This is a genomic window from Microcoleus sp. Aus8_D2, assembly GCF_036702665.1.
GTDB lineage: Bacteria > Cyanobacteriota > Cyanobacteriia > Cyanobacteriales > Microcoleaceae > Microcoleus.
Map to the genome: position 1 here is coordinate 106,874 of NZ_JAUBUN010000018.1, position 17,250 is coordinate 124,123.

9 protein-coding genes and 1 pseudogene are annotated in these 17,250 nt (G+C 45.0%); 6 read left to right on the top strand and 4 right to left on the bottom strand.

Annotation, left to right across the window (positions count from 1 at the left end):
• The first annotated feature begins 3 nt into the window (after window positions 1-3).
• From QUB64_RS16325 to QUB64_RS16340, 4 genes are all read left to right on the top strand, one after another.
• Window positions 4-1,116 carry an ankyrin repeat domain-containing protein gene (locus QUB64_RS16325; RefSeq protein WP_333271657.1) on the top strand — a complete coding sequence of 371 codons (1,113 nt, stop codon included), beginning with the start codon at window positions 4-6 and terminating at the stop codon, window positions 1,114-1,116.
• 358 nt (window positions 1,117-1,474) lie between these two features.
• A complete protein-coding gene (locus QUB64_RS16330; protein ID WP_333271654.1) occupies window positions 1,475-3,655 on the top strand; it encodes a SpoIIE family protein phosphatase in 2,181 nt (726 codons plus the stop codon).
• Between the two features lie 258 nt (window positions 3,656-3,913).
• Window positions 3,914-4,042 carry a hypothetical protein gene (locus QUB64_RS16335; protein ID WP_333271652.1) on the top strand — a complete coding sequence of 43 codons (129 nt, stop codon included), beginning with the start codon at window positions 3,914-3,916 and terminating at the stop codon, window positions 4,040-4,042.
• A gap of 262 nt (window positions 4,043-4,304) precedes the next feature.
• On the top strand, window positions 4,305-9,650 hold the full coding sequence (locus QUB64_RS16340) for an AAA family ATPase (protein ID WP_333271649.1): 5,346 nt from the start codon (window positions 4,305-4,307) through the stop codon (window positions 9,648-9,650).
• A gap of 223 nt (window positions 9,651-9,873) precedes the next feature.
• On the opposite strand, the pseudogene QUB64_RS16345 reads toward QUB64_RS16340, so the two are convergent.
• Window positions 9,874-10,155, bottom strand: a pseudogene (locus QUB64_RS16345) (type II toxin-antitoxin system PemK/MazF family toxin); the annotation flags it as partial.
• 55 nt (window positions 10,156-10,210) lie between these two features.
• Window positions 10,211-10,336: a hypothetical protein gene (locus QUB64_RS16350; RefSeq protein WP_333271646.1), complete on the bottom strand. Its 126-nt coding sequence runs from the start codon at window positions 10,334-10,336 to the stop codon at window positions 10,211-10,213.
• 209 nt (window positions 10,337-10,545) lie between these two features.
• Here QUB64_RS16350 and QUB64_RS16355 point away from each other — a divergent pair, with 209 nt between their 5' ends.
• Window positions 10,546-13,095: a glycoside hydrolase family 31 protein gene (locus tag QUB64_RS16355; protein ID WP_333271643.1), complete on the top strand. Its 2,550-nt coding sequence runs from the start codon at window positions 10,546-10,548 to the stop codon at window positions 13,093-13,095.
• 314 nt (window positions 13,096-13,409) lie between these two features.
• Window positions 13,410-15,275, top strand: coding sequence for an ABC transporter ATP-binding protein (locus QUB64_RS16360; protein ID WP_333271640.1), 1,866 nt, complete (start codon window positions 13,410-13,412; stop codon window positions 15,273-15,275).
• A 95-nt stretch (window positions 15,276-15,370) separates the two neighbouring features.
• Here QUB64_RS16360 and QUB64_RS16365 read toward each other — a convergent pair whose 3' ends face one another.
• Both QUB64_RS16365 and QUB64_RS16370 read right to left on the bottom strand, forming a co-directional pair.
• Window positions 15,371-16,951 (bottom strand): hypothetical protein, encoded by a 1,581-nt coding sequence (locus tag QUB64_RS16365; RefSeq protein WP_333271638.1) that lies wholly within the window; start codon window positions 16,949-16,951, stop codon window positions 15,371-15,373.
• A gap of 19 nt (window positions 16,952-16,970) precedes the next feature.
• A partial coding sequence (locus QUB64_RS16370; RefSeq protein ID WP_333271636.1) for a hypothetical protein occupies window positions 16,971-17,250 on the bottom strand: 280 nt, incomplete at its 5' end.

The window sequence follows — 17,250 nt, forward strand, 5'->3', positions numbered from 1 at the left end:
GTGATGCGTTTCTTTCGTTTTGGCTGTCTTAGTATTTTAGGCTTGTTAATTATTCTCTTGGTGGCGTCTGGACAAATTATGAAAGCGGGTATTCGCAGCGCTAATTGGAGTCCAGACGGCAAATATGCGATCGCGATTCTCAGATATCCGATGCTATTTTCTATGCCCGGTGGAGGAAGCGATGCCCCCTGCGATGTATTTCTGTTCGATGCGGCTGGAAGAGAGTTGAATAGTAGAAGTGTTGACATGGTGCAACTTGTGTCTGTGCATTGGCAGGGCGATCGAGTTAGACTTGGCGATATCTTCGATGAATGGCAATTGCCCAAAGTAGATAATATCAACATTCTGCTGTTTAGTGCTGCTTACACGGGCAATTTGTTAGAAGTTGAAAGACTCCTGGCCAAAAATGTAGATATTCATTTCAACAGTTATTTAGACAAAACGCTGTTACACGCCGCTGCTTTTGGCCCGAATCAGGCAATTGTACGGTTGTTTCTGCAAAAAGGATTGGATGTAAAGGATCTCGACAAATCAGGACAAACGCCCCTGCACGCGGCGGCTGCTGGACGAAGCAGCGGGGCGATCGACCTATTAATCGCCAGCGGTGCGGCTCTGGAGGCGATCGATCGGAACGAACGCACGGCACTCAACATCGCAGCAGAAAGCGGCAATTCTCAAGCAATGAAAGCCTTGATCGATCGAGGCGCCAAGGTGAACGATAACACTTTTTTTTATGTAATCAATAGGTTTGAGTCTGAAAAAACGAAGCAAGAGATAATTGAATTGCTGCTCAAAAATCAAGCCCAAGTTCCTTCAGGTTTACTGTACAGTGCAGTGTCCCGTGGAAGTATCGATATGGTAAAATTATTAATCGCTCGCGGTGCTGATATCAACGCTCGCGATCCTTACGATAATACCACTCTGTTGATGAGAATTGTGGAACCAAGCAATGGTATTTCCCCGCAATTAAAACCTGCATTAGTGAGGTTATTCCTTTCAAATGGTGCGGATGTGAACGCTCGCAATAAAAATGGTGCAACTGCTTTAAGCATTGCTGAAAAATCATCCACTCCGGAGATTGTTAAGCTGCTCAAACAGCACGGTGCTAAAATTTAACGCGATACCGATATTATTCTTATTTCCTGTGAAGCCTCACCTACGTTACTTAGCTACTGTAGCAAATTAACATATTTTATTTAGATCGCTATTAATTTATACTTTAAAAACAATTAAATAACAGTAACGTTAGTAGAGCAAGTATAATTGTAAGCTACAGTTAATTATCTCTCTTCTACTGATTAGAATAAGATGGTGATATGCGATGCACTTCATGAGTCAGCTCGACTGTATATTAACATTATCCACTTATAGCGGTTCTCAAAAAAGTGAGGATAGCCCTATGCCCTATGCCCTATGCCCTATGCCCTATGCGCGGTTTGGCCTATAGTACCTCATCTTTCGCTTGAAAGGCTATATGTTTAACTTTATCCTCAAACCAATGAGTGCCAAGCAAATTTCACCAAATACTACCCGAGCCTCGTCCAATCTCGGCCTCCGCACTACCCTGATACTGCCCTTCGTACTGCAAATTTTTGCTGCGGTTGGGCTGGTTAGCTATCTTTCGTTTCGCAGCGGGCAGCAATCTGTCAACGATTTGGTCAGCAACCTACAAAACAGCGTTGCTCAACGAGTCGAGGAAAACATTCACTCCTATTTAGAGTCTTTACAGTTTTTAAATCGCATTAATGCAGCCAAAGTTAATAGCGGCGAACTCAATCCCGATGACTTTGAACAATTAAAATATTATTTTTTAAATCAACTAAAAATCCAAAACCAAACAGATTATTTTATCTATGCCAACAACCAGGGGAATTCATTAGGAATTGTGCGAAATAGCCCAGAAACATTTGAACTAAAAGTGCGCGATCGATACTCCGTTCCCAACCGAGTTTCTTACGAGTTAACTCAAGACGGTCAGCTTGGAAAAGAGCTAGCAAGTGAACCCTTCGATCCGCGCAAGCGTCCCTTTTATAAAGCAGCCGTTGCTGCCGGAAAACCCACCTGGAGTCAGATTTTTATCTCATTCTCGCGCAAGATATTAAGGATGGATGCTCTCACTCCTATGTATGCAGAAAATGGTGAGTTTAGAGGGGTTTTTAGCACAGAGGTTACTCTAGCACAAATTAGCAATTTTTTGAAAACATTAAAAATTAGCCCCAATGGAAAAGTATTCATTCTAGAACGATCTGGTGAGATTGTTGCTAGTTCAACCGATGAGGCGCCGTTTGTCAAAAATGCGGATAGCGAAAAACGTCTCTTGGCCCTTCAAAGCCAGGAACCAATTATTCAGAAAACTACCGCACAAATACTGGCAAAATTTCAAACATTAGATAGCATCAGCGCCCCTGAAAATTTTACTTTTGATTTAAATGGCAATCTCCAACTCGTTCACATCCAACCCTATCAAGATCGATGGGGCTTAAACTGGTTAGTAGCTATAGTGGTTCCAGAGTCAGATTTTATGGAGCAAATTAATGCAAATACTCGCAATACAGTTTTGCTAAGTTTGGCGGCATTGGGAGTAGCGCTCATCCTTGGTATCATCACCGCCCGCGCGATCGCAAATCCGATTCTCAGACTGACTCAAGCTTCTAAAGAACTGGCGGATGGCAACCTGGAGCGACGAATAGATACCAAGGACTTTGTGGAAATTCAACAAATCGAAACCTTAGAACAGTCTTTCAACAGCATGGCTGGCCAACTGCAAGAAGCATTTGAAACCCTAGAAGATAAAGTCAAAGAACGCACCGCTGAACTTGCCCAAGCTAACGCAGAAATTTCTGCCCTCAACGAACGCCTCAAATCCGACAATCTCTGCATGAGTACCCAACTCGATCTTATCAAAGAAATGCAGCAATTGATTCTGCCTAAACCCGAAGAACTCCAAGCAATTAAAGACTTAGATATTGCCGGGTTCATGGAACCAGCCGACCAAGTAGGAGGCGATTATTATGATGTCCTATATGCGGATGGCGTTGTTACTCTTGGCATCGGCGATGTCACCGGACACGGACTCGAAAGCGGCATTTTGATGGTGATGACTCAAGCAAGCGTTCGGACACTCCAAGAAATCCAAGAAGCAGATCCGGTACGTTTTTTAGATACCCTAAACCGCACAATTTACAAAAATGTTCAGCGCATGAACTGCGACAAAAACCTGACGTTAGCTATCCTAAACTATGCGGATGGTATAATCAGCATCAGCGGTCAGCACGAGGAAATTTTAGTTGTGAGGAAAGGGGGTAAAATCGAGCGGATTGACACGATCGATTTAGGATTTCCCATCGGGTTAGATGACGACATTGCCCATCTGATTAGCCAGACAACTGTGGAATTAGCACCGGGAGATGGAGTGGTGCTGTACACTGATGGCATCCCCGAAGCGCGAAATATCGATCGCCAATTCTACGGATTGGAAAGACTGTGTGAAGTGATTGCAATTAATTGGCACAAAACTGCCGAAGGTATCAAGCAAGCAGCCATTGACCATTTGCGGGGATTTATTGGAGAACAACAGGTGTTTGATGATATTACTTTGGTGGTTCTCAAGCGCGGTGAAGAGCGATCGCCGGCTCTCGATCGTGACAGTTTGTAGTGCGAATTTTAGTCGGCAGATTCAAATGTAGGTGATGCGAGACTGGAGTCGCCTGCTTGAAGGTTAGAAATAAATCTTTACATATTTTTTGGGAATTAGATAAATTGATGCTGTACAATAGACATCTCCTAAAATTGGGTTTTTTCTCAGATATTGTAAGGCTGACAGAATCTTTTTAGGAGATATCTAATTATGTCTCTGTCGCAAGCCAATATATTAAGTTAAATCAACTAACGTCTCAAACAAGACAACCTGCGCATGAGTGCCGAACTCGATGTTACCAAACAACTGCAACAAATGGTGCTTCCTAAACCTGAAGAACTCCAAGCAATTGAAGGTTTAGATGTTGCCGGTTTCATGGAACCTGTCGATGAAGTAGGAGGGTAGACTAACAGCGTGAGGTTTTCTACCAGATATTGACATTCTATCGCAGGCGTGTAAATTGTGTGAATGGCATATATACCACCGCCGAAAGCGGTTGAGTTTCTGGGTTGGTAAGCAAACACCTTAAGGAAGTACGCAGGTCACCGGAAACGGTTTAGAAAGTGGCGTACTGATGATTATGGCGCAAACCACCGTGAGAACCTTGCAATAAAGCTGGTAGTGCTTAAGCAAAAATAGTTCAGAAGAGTCAGCCAGGAGAAATTCAATGATCCAGAACTTTCAAAATTACCAAATTGTTGAATTACTGAATGAAAACTCCAAAACAGTCGTTTATCGAGGCCTTAGAATTCGCGATCGCAACCCCGTCATCCTCAAGACGCTCAAAGCGGATTATCTAACAACGACAGATATTGCTAAATTCAAGCATGAATACGAGATTGTCAAAAATCTAAATATCTTAGGCATTGTCAAATTCTACAGCCTGGAAACTTACAGCAACACTCCATTACTGGTTCTCGAAGACTTTGGCGGTCAAGATTTAGCGCGCGTCCTCGCCACCCAAAAGCTAGAACTGCAACAATATCTCCGATTCGCAATTCAGTTAGCCCAAACGTTAGGGGAACTTCATTACAATCAAATTATTCATAAAGATATTAAACCGCAAAACATTATCGTTAATCTAGAAACAGAACAGGCAAAAATCAGCGATTTCTCTATTTCTTCTAAGCTGTATCGAGAAAGCCAAACGATTAGCAATCCTAATCTGTTAGTCGGAACTTTAGCGTATATGTCTCCAGAACAAACGGGAAGAATGAATCGTACTGTTGATTACCGGACGGATTTTTATTCTTTTGGCGTTACGCTTTACGAAATAATGACCGGACAGTTGCCATTTCAATCTACAGATCCGATGGAATTGGTTCACTGTCACATCGCCAAGCAACCCACTCCGCCTTATGAAGTCAATCCAGAACTTCCGCGATCGCTGTCTTGTTTGATCGTGAAACTTTTGGCAAAAAGAGCCGAAGAGAGATATCAGAGTGCTTTTGGGATTAAAGCCGATCTAGAAGCTTGTTTAAATCAATTCCTCAGCGGTGGAAACTTTGAAAAATTCCCTCTCGGCCGGCAGGATTTTTCAGGTAAATTTGAAATCCCACAAAAACTCTATGGGAGAGAACGAGAAGTTGAAATTTTATTGGCGGCCTTTGAACGGATAGCAGGGGAAGGCTCTTGCATCGAGTTAATGCTTGTTAGCGGTTACTCTGGAATTGGAAAATCGTCCTTAGTTAACGAAATTCACAAACCAATTGTCCGGCAGCGCGGCTTTTTTGTCAGCGGTAAATTCGATCAGTTCCAACGCAATATCCCCTATGCTTCTCTGATTCAAGCCATTCAAGAATTAGTGCGACAGTTACTCACGGAAAGCGAAGATAAGTTTGATTTTTGGAAGACGCAACTATTAGAAGCATTGGGAAGCAACGGTCAGGTGATTGTTGACGTGATTCCCGAAGTCGAACTCCTGGTGGGGAAACAGCCTCCCGTTCCCAGTTTAGGCCCAACAGAATCTCAAAATCGATTCAATTTAGTCTTTCAAAAATTCATAGGTGTATTCGCCAAAAAAGAACATCCTCTCGTTTTATTTTTAGACGATCTACAGTGGGCAGATTCCGCCTCTTTAAAATTCATTCAACTCCTGATGACTGCGCCCGACAGTCAATATTTATTACTCATTGGAGCTTATCGAGATAACGAAGTTAGTCCCTCTCATCCTCTAATTTTAACGTTACATGAAATTGAGGAAGTTGGAGCTACGGTCGATAATATCGTCATCGAACCGCTAGATTTAGCCAATGTGACTCAACTCATTATCGATACGCTGCACTGCGATCGCGAAAAAGCAACCCCCCTTGCCGAACTGTGCGTCCAGAAAACTCAGGGAAATCCCTTCTTTTTAAATCAACTTTTGAAATCTCTCTATAGCGATCGCTTATTTGAGTTTGACTTCAACAGTGGCACTTGGCAATGGGATTGGGAGCAAATTCAAGAAATCGAGATTACCGATAACGTTGTCGATTTAATGAGCGGAAAAATCCGACAACTCGACCCCCAAACTCAAGAAATCTTAAAATTAGCGGCTTGCGTTGGCAATAAGTTTGATTTAGACGTTCTGTCAGTAGTTAGCGAAAAATCGCGATCGCAAACCGCCACCGATCTTTGGGAAGCACTTCAAAAAGGGTTAATCCTTCCTCTGGGCGAATCCTACAAAATCCCCCTCGTTTTTGACCAAGATACGCAAATTGGGACGGAAGATGTACAAGTTGATTATAAATTTTTGCACGATCGCGTCCAACAAGCGTCTTATTCACTCATTCCCGAAGCCGATCGAAAAAAGATTCATCTCAAAATCGGTCAACTGCTTTACAAAAATAGCACCGAACAAGAATTAGAAGAAAAATTATTTGATATCGTCAACCATCTCAATGCAGCCGTAGAGTTAATAACCGATTCAGCAGAAATCTACCAACTTGTTTGCTTGAATCAAAGAGCGGGAAATAAAGCCAAAACTTCAACGGCTTACGAACCTGCGGCGGGACACTTTTCGATCGCGATCGGCCTCTTACCGACGAACCTTTGGCAAGATCGTTACGAACTGGCTTTCTCGCTACACCGAGAACTATCTGAGTGCGAATATCTCTGTGGTAACTTTGAAAGAGCAGAAGAACTCTTCGATCTGACGCTCAATAACGCTCGCTCGGACTTAGACAATGCGGAAATTCAAAATATTCGTTTAGCTCTCTACGATAACACCGGAAAATACTTAGAAAATCTGGAAATTGGTTCGGAAGCTTTAGCCAATTTTGGACTTACCGTGCCGGCTCAGAATCAAGAAGAGATTCTCGCCACCTTCAATCGCGAGTTACAGATTTATAGAGCATCTTTAGAAGTAGAAGGATTTGCGATCGCGGATTCGATCGACGCACCAGAAATGACAGATTCCCAAATTAAAGCTTGTATGAACCTGTTAATAAATATGACGGGATCTGCTTATTTTACCGATCAAAATTTATTCGCGTTGATTTCCTTGAAAATGACCAATCTTTCGATCGAATACGGCAATTCAGAGGTTTCATCTTCTGGCTATGCGGTCTGGGGAATCATCTCGGGTTCGGCATTGGGCGAATATGAAACAGGTTATAAATTCGGTCAACTCGCTTTAAAACTGAACGAGCGGTACAATAATTTAACCTCTAAGGTTTTTAACTTATTTGGCGCTCATATCAGTCCTTGGCGCAGTCATTTGAGAACCAGCATTCCCATCCTCAGAGCGGGCTATAAAGCAGGGGTAGAAACGGGAGATGTTTACACCAGCTACAACTCCTATAACTTGATTATGCAACGCATTATTGCCAACGATGACTTTACGAGCGTCCTCGAAGAATCCAACAAACATCTGGATTTTTTGAATCGCATCAAAAATTATGCGTTTGCTGGTATGCAGCACATAGAGCAGCACTTCCTCTTTAATTTGCAGGGATTAACGAGGGATAAATTCTCCTTGAGCGACGACCGCTTCGACGAAGCAGAATGCGTGCAGATGTGGCGGGATACCCGGTTTATGCCCGGTGTGGCGACGTACAACATTTTTAAAAGCCAAATTTTATATTTGTATGGAGGCGAGGAAAATGCACTTCAAGTCGCTCGGGAGAGCCAGGAAACAGTAGTATTTGTTTCAGGTATCGCCAATCAATTTGAACATTACTATTACTACAGTCTGATTTTGACTGCTCTTTACCCAACAGCAAGCGATGGGGACAAACAAGAATATTGGGAAATCTTAGAGAAAAATCGCCATCAGATCGAAATCTGGGCAAATAATTGTCCCGATAACTTCCTCAATAAATTCCTACTGATCGAAGCAGAAATTGCTCGGATTACTGGGAAAAGAGAAGAAGCAATGGACTTGTACGATCGCGCCATTGCTGCGGCAGCAGAAAATGGATTTGTGCAAAATGAAGCCCTGGGGAACGAACTCGCAGCTAAGTTTTGGTTGGGGAAAGACAAAGAGGAGTTTGCCAAACTTTATCTGACCAAAGCACGCTATGCTTACCAACGCTGGGGTGCAACACGAAAAGTTGAGGATTTAGAGGAAAAATATCCGCAGTTTTTACCCCGATTATCCAGCCGCCTATCGGCGAAGTTGGATGCAACACTTCCAACAACGTCTTCGACATCTGGAGAAAGTTCGGGATCTCTAGATTTGGGAACAGTCACCAAAGCAGCACGAACCATTTCCGGCGAAATTGTGCTAGACAAGTTGCTGTCTAAACTCATGGCTTTGGCGATCGAAAATGCGGGCGCACAACGCGGTTTTCTGATTTTAGCTGAAGGCGATCGCCTGAAAATTGAAGCTGCCAAAGAAAGCGATCGCGAGGAAATTACCGTTTTGCAATCTCTCGATACCAACAACAGCGAAATCCTTCCCCTCTCCCTGATTCAATACGTGCAAAGAACCCAGGAGGATATTGTTCTCTCTGATGCCACCTGCGAAGAACGCTATCTCAACGATCCCTACATTATCCAACACCAACCCAAATCAATTGTAGCCGCACCGATTGTCAACCGAGGCAAATTCATCGGCATAGTCTATCTCGAAAATAATCTTACCCCAGGAGCCTTTACGCGCGATCGCTTAGAAGTCCTCAAAATGCTCTCTTCCCAAGCCGCCATCTCGATCGAAAATGCGCTGTTGTATCGCACCCTAGAAGACAAAGTGAAAAAACGCACCGCACAACTTGCTGAAGCCAATGAAGAAATTACTCTCCTCAACGAACGGCTCAAAGAAGACAACCTGCGCATGGGTGCCGAACTTGATGTTGCCAAACAACTGCAACAAATGGTGCTGCCCAAACCTGAAGAACTTCAAGCGGTTGAAGGTCTAGATATCGCGGGATTTATGGAACCAACCGACGAGGTAGGTGGGGATTATTACGATGTACTTTATACTGATGGTGTTGTCACTGTTGGCATTGGTGATGTTACGGGACACGGACTAGAAAGCGGTATTTTAATGGTAATGACTCAAGCAATTGTCCGCGCTTTTAAAGAGATTCAAGAAATCGATCCCGTGCGCTTTTTAGATACCCTCAACCGCACGATTTATAAAAATTTGCAGCGGATGAACAGCGAGAAAAACTTAACCCTAGTTCTCCTCAACTATGCCGATGGTATCGTCAGTATCAGCGGTCAACATGAGGAAATAATTGTTGTCAGAAAAGACGGTTGCCTCGAACGAATTGACACGATCGATTTAGGATTTCCCATCGGGTTAGATGACGACATTGCCGATCTGATTAGCCAGACAACTGTGGAATTAGCACCGGGGGATGGGGTGGTGCTGTATACCGATGGCATCACCGAAGCTAGAAATATCGATCGCCAATTCTACGGATTGCAAAGACTCTGTGAAGTAGTGTCGAGCAATTGGCACAAAACTGCTGAAGGTATCAAGCAAGCAGTCATTGACGATTTGCGGGGATTTATTGGAGAACAAAAGGTGTTTGATGATATTACTTTGGTAGTTCTCAAGCGCGCGGATGACCAGAGGGTTTAGAATGAGGATCGATCGGTATTTTTGTTGTGAGAGCTATCCAAAAGCTTCATAATAGTAGCAATCCTTGCAGGATTTTCATTAGTACCCGTAGGGACTTAGGCGCCGGCACCGTGTCCCTACGGATGGATTGGGCCCAAGCAAAATCAAATTTATGTTCGTTGTCTCGATCGGGATTTAGGATTGCTATAGTGCAGGATCTGAGAGAGCTACTTATTATCATTTGTTAACCCACGCCTTCCTCAGCGCTTGCGTCTTTAAATCCCAACCATAAAAGCAAAACCTCTTCCACTTCCGTCATTTGCTCTGTTGTCAGACTTCCCAAGTTTCGCAGCAGCTTGGCGTGAGGGATTGTAATAATGTTCTGCACATCAAATACTCCCGATCGCAAAAAGTGAGTTTTAATCTCCACCTCAAATCTCGAACGGCGCGAGCTTGTTGTATGTGGAACTAGAGTCGCTAACGCGCGGTCTATATCCAAAGCCGGAATACTAATTACTAGGCACGGTCTGACTTTCGCTACTTAACCTAGATCGACGAGCCAAACCTCTCCGCGATTAGGACTACTCATAAGCCGATTCTTCTCGATCTAACTCTAAAAAAAGTCCTTCAGCATTCAGAACTAAATCCTCGTCAGACAAAGGTGGTAAGTCTAAATGAATGACTCGTTTCAAAATTTCTAACGCCACTTCCAGCCGCTCTGAGTCGGGTAGGCGATCGAAGGTGTTTAGGAATTATTGTACTAAAGCGGTCATAGTTATTTTCCTGAGACACGTTTTTAGTATAACACAAAATCTATCTGTTCTTTGCATTTGCCATGACTGCTTCTAACCTCAGAGAGAGCGCGCTTTCTTTCTCAACTGCCATTATAGTTAGGAACGGAAACCTAAAACTACCCATGCCGCAATACTTCGGAAAACTCCAAACTACTGAACAGCCTTGGTCAATTATCGGTTCAGTAAAGTCGATCGACAAAACCGATCGCACAATTCACTTAAACTGTACCAATGCCACTCTCAAAATCAGCGTACTCGCACCGAACTTAATTCGAGTACGAATGCGGCCAAACCCCCCCCAACCCCCCCTTAGTAAGGGGGGGCGAGAAATGCAATTGCCATCCCCAGAAATGCAATTCTCACCCCCCCTTGGCAAGGGGGGGCAAGAAATGCAATTGCCATCCCCAGAAATGCAATTCTCACCCCCCCTTAGCAAGGGGGGGCAAGAAATGCAATCCCCATCCCCAGAAATGCAATTCTCACCCCCCCTTGGCAAGGGGGGGCAGGGGGGGGTAGAAGACCGATCGCACTCAGTAACCCTCCCCGACGAACAATGGGAAATCGTACCTTTTGAAGTGCGAGAAACCGAAGAAAAAATCGAAATTGAAACAGCACAAATAACAGTTTCTGTCAAGCGCGATCGGCCTGCAATTCAATGCTTTGACAAATCTGGAAAACCCTTTGCTAGCGATTGCGAATCGGCGATGGGATGGCGCGCGGGCGCAACAGCAGCCTGGAAGCGGATTGAAACAGACGAGCACTTCTACGGTTTTGGCGAACGCACCGGCTTGCTAGACAAACTCTCGGAAGTCAAGACAAACTGGACAAACGACGCCCTCGACTACAATTCGCAGACAGATGAAATGTACCAGGCGATCGCATTTTACATCGCCCTGAATCCCGATCGCGCTTACGGCATCTTTTTCAACACCACATTTTGGAGTCAATTCGACATCGGCGCCGAAAAGCCGGGGGTGTTGCGGATGGAAACCAGAGACACGGAACTCGACTACTACATCATTTACGGCCCGGAACCCGCCCAAATTCTCGCTACCTACACGCAGCTCACCGGCCGGATGCCAATTCCGCCAAAATGGGCGCTGGGATACCACCAGTGCCGCTGGAGCTACGAATCCGAGGACGTTGTGCGGGAGTTGGCCAAGGAATTTCGCGATCGGGCAATTCCCTGCGATGTCATCCACCTCGACATCGACTATATGCGCGGCTACCGGGTGTTTACTTGGAGCCCCAAGCGTTTCCCCGATCCTGCGAAACTGATCGCAGACTTGAAAGCAGCGGGTTTCAAGGTTGTGACGATTGTCGATCCCGGTGTCAAGTACGAACCGGAAGCAGATTACGAAATATTCGATCGCGGTGTGGAAAACGACTATTTCGTGCGCACCGCCGACGGAAAGCTTTTTCACGGCTACGTTTGGCCCGACAAAGCCGTGTTTCCCGATTTCATGCGCCCAGAGGTGCGCCAGTGGTGGGGTGAATTGCACAAAAGCCTTACAGATATGGGTGTTGCGGGGATTTGGAACGACATGAACGAACCTGCGATCGCGGAACGTCCTTTTGGCGACGGCGGCGAACACATCTGGTTTCCGCTGGATGCACCGCAGGGCCCGGATGACGATCGCGCAACTCACGCGGAAACGCACAATTTGTACGGCTTGATGATGGCGAAAGCTTGCGCCGAAGGGTTGCGAAAAGTGCGAGGGGGCGATCGATCTTTTGTGCTGACGCGATCGGGATTTGCGGGCGTACAGCGTTACTCTTCCGTGTGGATGGGCGACAATCAATCGCTGTGGGATCACTTAGAAATGTCCTTACCGATGTTGTGTAACATGGGACTTTCCGGCGTGCAGTTTGTCGGCTGCGACATCGGCGGTTTTGCGGGGAATGCAACCGCCGAATTGTTCGCGCGGTGGATGCAGGTGGGAATGCTGTATCCCTTGATGCGCGGTCATTCGGCGATGAGTACGGCGCAACACGAACCGTGGGTTTTTGGATCTCGCACCGAGAAAATTTGCCGCGAATATATCAATTTGCGCTATCAGTTGTTGCCGTACATTTACACCTTGTTTTGGGAAGCTGCGATGACGGGAACGCCGATTTTGCGACCGTTACTCTATCATTTTCCGCGCGATCGTACAACTTATCACCTTTACGATCAAGTATTGCTCGGCCCGTCGCTGATGGCTGCACCCGTTTACCGCCCTGGAGTCGAACACCGCGCCGTGTATTTGCCGGAGGGTACTTGGTTTGATTGGTGGACGGGCGAATGCTATCACGGCCCGACGCACATTTTGGCCCATGCGCCTTTGGAGAGAATGCCGCTGTACGCGCGCGGTGGGGGGATAATTGCGATCGCGCCTGTGAGGCAATTTGTGGGCGAAGAGTCGATCGATTCCTTAAAAATGCGAATTTGGCCGGGAATTGGTGAATGGACGCTTTATGAAGACGACGGACACAGTTTTGAACACGAACAAGGTATCTGGGCTACAACTAATTATCAAGTGTATGTTGAAGGCGATAAAATTATCGTTGAAATTGCAGCGCGACAAGGACAATTTGCAATTTCCGAACGCCAAATTAATGTAGAAGTTGTTGGCATTGGCGAACAGCAATTTACCGACAACGGTACAATGCGCCGCCTGACATTTGGATAATTTTCTCCGCCATACCCGTAGGGACACAGCAGTGCTGTGTCCTGAGGTTTGTAGTGAGGACTTCAGTCCGCATCATATCAGAACAAAAACTCACATTCCCAAAGATCGAACCAACGCTTATTTTAACGGCAACTATCTAATTTGAGTGCAGGCTGCTAATTTCAAAGCTATAATATTAGTTTCAGCTAGTAGCCGAGACAACAGTCAAACAAAAACACCAATAACTTCCCTTTCACGCTCGCAAAATATAGCTACTTATACCAATAAAAAAATGAGTGAAAAATTGAGTTAACAGTTATCCCTAACAACAAATAATGCAACTCCTTCAAATTACCACATTCCAAGCTTTGCGCCGCAGTCTCGGCGTCATAATCAAAGCCGCACCGATCGAACTCCGCAATTTAATCATACTCAACATCGTTCGTGGTGCTGCACCATCTGGCGTCCTATTTTTAGATAAATTAATCATTGATGAAGTATCTAAGCTGCTGTCGCAAACCCGAACAGCACAGCCCTTAGCTTTGATGATTTCCCACCCAATCTTGCTGTGGAGTATTGTCGGAGTCTTAACTCTCAAATTAGTCAGCGATTCTATCGAAACCATGAGTTCATTTGCAGCAACATCTTTGCGCGATCGAGTGCAAGGCGGAGTTGAAGGACAAGTTCTCGAAAAAGTCGCCAATTTCGACGATATCGCCCTGTTTGAAAACCCCGAACTATTAAATATATTAGAACTTGCCAAAACCGGAGTTAAACAAGTACAGCAACTAGCCTTCACCATCAGCATGACAATCACGGGAATTTGTATATTCATTCCCTCGATCGGCCTGGCTGCATCAATAGCTTGGTGGGTTCCTGTGGTGATGGTGGTTTCATCACTTCCCTCAATTCACATTGAAAGAAAATATCTCAAACTTATCTGGAGAGTTCAAAAAAAGCAAGCTAAAATCACTCGCGAGATGAACTTATCCGCTACAGTATTGACAGGGGAAGAATATGCTAAAGAATTGCGTTTGTTTGGCTTGCAGGAACTTTGGCTAAAACGTTGGCACGGTCAATATTTGCAGTTTTTTAGCGAGATGCAGCAAGTGCGAAAAAAAGGAGCGATTGTTGTACTTTTGTGGTCGATATTTAGTAGAATAGGTGTAGCCTTGCCATTTGTTTATGTGGTCATGGGAGCTTTGGGAGGGCGCTACACTTTAGGAGATTTGGCGCTGTATTCGGGTTTGATTGTCCAAGTAGAGACAAGTTTGCAATTACTGATTGGGAATTACACTAATTTGTACGATATTTCCCTCGGCGTCAGTCCGATTTTTCAACTTTTGGATCTGAAACCTGAGTTGCAGTCGCCGCTGCTGAATGTGGCATCTCGCTTGCCTAGTTTAGCAGATGGCGGGCAAGATTCCCGCCCTACAAAAGATAAAATTAGTATCGAGATTAAGGATTTATCTTTTTGCTATCCCGGTAGCACTAAAAGCACGATCGCAAATATCGACTTAACGGTTAATCCGGGTGAAATGCTTGTGCTTGTCGGTGAAAATGGCGCGGGTAAAACTACTCTCGGCAAACTCCTCGGCAGACTGTACGACCCGACAAGTGGTACGATCGCCTGGAACAATCAAGATTTGCGATCGTACTCTCTAGCATACGTGCGATCGCGCATCGCAGTAGTCATGCAAGATTACGCCCGCTTCCCCTCGACAGTACGCGAAAACGTCGGCTTCGGCGACTTGCTTTCCCTGTCGGATGACACAGCAATTAACGCAGCGATTTCTGAAGCAGGAATTGCAGCCAAAGTCAACAGTTTAGAACAAGGTTTAGAAACACCCTTGGGGAAACAATTAGAAGACGGCATCGACTTATCGGGGGGACAGTGGCAAAGAATTGCGATCGCCCGCGCCCTCATGCGCCTTTCTACAGCCGAAGTCCTAATTTTTGACGAACCAACCGCCGCCCTCGATCCCAAGACAGAACACGAAATTTACAGCATCTTCCGGCAAATCGCCGCCGGGAAAACCACGATTGTCATCAGCCACAGATTGGGATTGGCCAAAATTGCCGATCGCATAGCGGTGATGGAAAATGGTAAAATAGCCGAAATTGGAACCCACGACGAATTGATCGCATCCAACGGAATTTACTGTTCCATGTTCACCCGCCAAGCTAGCAGTTATATTTAGTGGTTCGTAGTGCGGACTTTAGTCCGCAGCATAAAAAAAGCGGACTAAAGTCCGCACTACGAACCGTTTTATTATTGTTGGGGAAGCCGCCCCTACTACGGTAATATCTTCCTTACCAGCGGCACAATTTTCGGCAATATTCTTCTCGCCAGCGGTAGGATACCTAATATCAGCAAGCCGAATACTATACCAAAAACCAAACTCCAGAAAATCGTGGCGGTGAAAGGATGAAGCGGGCGGGAAAAATCCGGCAGCAAGTAAATCGGTGTATCCTTGATTAGGGGATAGGCGGCTGAAAAGATTTGGCCGCCGCCGATCGCAGTTCCGACAAAAAATATGGTATTCTCAAGCTGGCGATCGCGCTTTCTCTCTTTGTCTTCATTTGCCTTGTCGAGTTGGATTTGAGCTTCATCGCGATCTTTCTGCTCTTGTTCCTTTTGCTGGTACAATTGTATTTGTTCGCGATCGCGCTGGTGTTCCCTTTCTGCCTGTTCCCGGCTTAGTTCAGCCTGTTCGATTTCCACCATCCCGCGGATTGTGGAGATTGTCTGCTGGAACAAATCCTGATTCGCCATCAGGTAGTTTAAGTATTTTTGAATTTGACTTTGATATTTGCGATCGCACAAACTCCGAAACTTCTCTAAAAACAGGAGATTGTCACCATCCACGGACAACTCTTTAATTTTAACATAAGCATCCTCATAATTTTCAGTATTAATGTCAATCGTATTGCTAAATTCTCGCAAATGCCGCAACTCCTTAGTATAATCAAATACTAAACTGCGGACTGTCGCCAACAAACTCTTTAACTTCGTGAGTTTAACCTCTCGATTTGGTTCCGACTCTATTTGAGTGAATTCTGGCCGTAATTTATCTAGCTTAGTCGCTATTTGTTGTCCGAGGCAATAACTTTCCTTAGCTTGATTGTACACAAACAAAATTTTACTGCGAGCACACAGTAGATTCATCAAATGATAGTTAAAAGTTGATGTTGCCAACTTCAAAGTATCAGGATTCTGTTGCAACCATACTAAAATATGACACTTTTTGGCAGAATTATCATATTCAAAAATCGGACTACCAAATAACTCTCCAGTCCCAGTAATTTGTAATTCTGTCTCGATGCCATCTCCCACCAAAGCCCGCACGCATTTATCCGCCAGACTGCGATAATCATCATAGACAACAGGCTCCGCATACAGGAATAACGTCTGTCCCAGAGATGCTTGAATTTGATTCGAGAGCAAGCAACCTTCGGGATTTAATTGCTTTAAATCAGCAACTAAAATCGTAGCATTTTGATAATATAAAGTCAAGTCTGCGGCGTAGGTATCGTTAATCCTTCGTGCATTAATCGAGCCACGGAGATTGGGATAATTAGGCTGAGTCAGGGGCGTAAAATTTAAGGGTTTGCCATTTTTTAGTAACTTTGGATCGCTCAAATTCGCATCTTCGCCCGCTGGGTGATACTTGCCATCTTTGTAGCAAATTAGCTGATTTCTCAGGGCTTTGAGTTCGGGAAACTCGAATTTTCCGCCGACATTATCGGCTAGGTGTTGCCAAATGCGATCGGCATTTTGGGCTGGTTCTTGGTAGCCTTCGTCTCCGTCATTTCGCAGGTGGAAAGGATAGAGAGTGATGCTGGGATTTTTAATTTGCGGTGGTTCGTTCATCATCAAACCTTGGAGAATATACTCATATTATATCCGGTGAAATAAACTCACAAACAATATTAATAAACCCGCCCCCACCCAACGACAGATTAACGGTAGGCAAATTTTGATTGTGCGCCTGGTAAAACCAACCAAATTCCGGTAGGGGCGGGTTCACCAACCAGATGTAAAACTCACAAACAATATTGATAAACCCGCCCCCACCCAACGACAGATTAACGGTAAGCAAATTTTGATTGTGCGCCTGGTAAAACCAACCAAATTCCGGTAGGGGCGGGTTCACCAACCAGATGTAAAACTCA

Coding starts and splice junctions, on each gene's coding strand:
- QUB64_RS16325 (WP_333271657.1), top strand. CDS start 4: ATGCGTTTCTTTCGTTTTGGCTGTCTTAGTATTTTAGGCTTGTTAATT.
- QUB64_RS16330 (WP_333271654.1), top strand. CDS start 1,475: ATGTTTAACTTTATCCTCAAACCAATGAGTGCCAAGCAAATTTCACCA.
- QUB64_RS16335 (WP_333271652.1), top strand. CDS start 3,914: ATGAGTGCCGAACTCGATGTTACCAAACAACTGCAACAAATGGTGCTT.
- QUB64_RS16340 (WP_333271649.1), top strand. CDS start 4,305: ATGATCCAGAACTTTCAAAATTACCAAATTGTTGAATTACTGAATGAA.
- QUB64_RS16355 (WP_333271643.1), top strand. CDS start 10,546: ATGCCGCAATACTTCGGAAAACTCCAAACTACTGAACAGCCTTGGTCA.
- QUB64_RS16360 (WP_333271640.1), top strand. CDS start 13,410: ATGCAACTCCTTCAAATTACCACATTCCAAGCTTTGCGCCGCAGTCTC.
- QUB64_RS16365 (WP_333271638.1), bottom strand. CDS start 16,951: ATGATGAACGAACCACCGCAAATTAAAAATCCCAGCATCACTCTCTAT.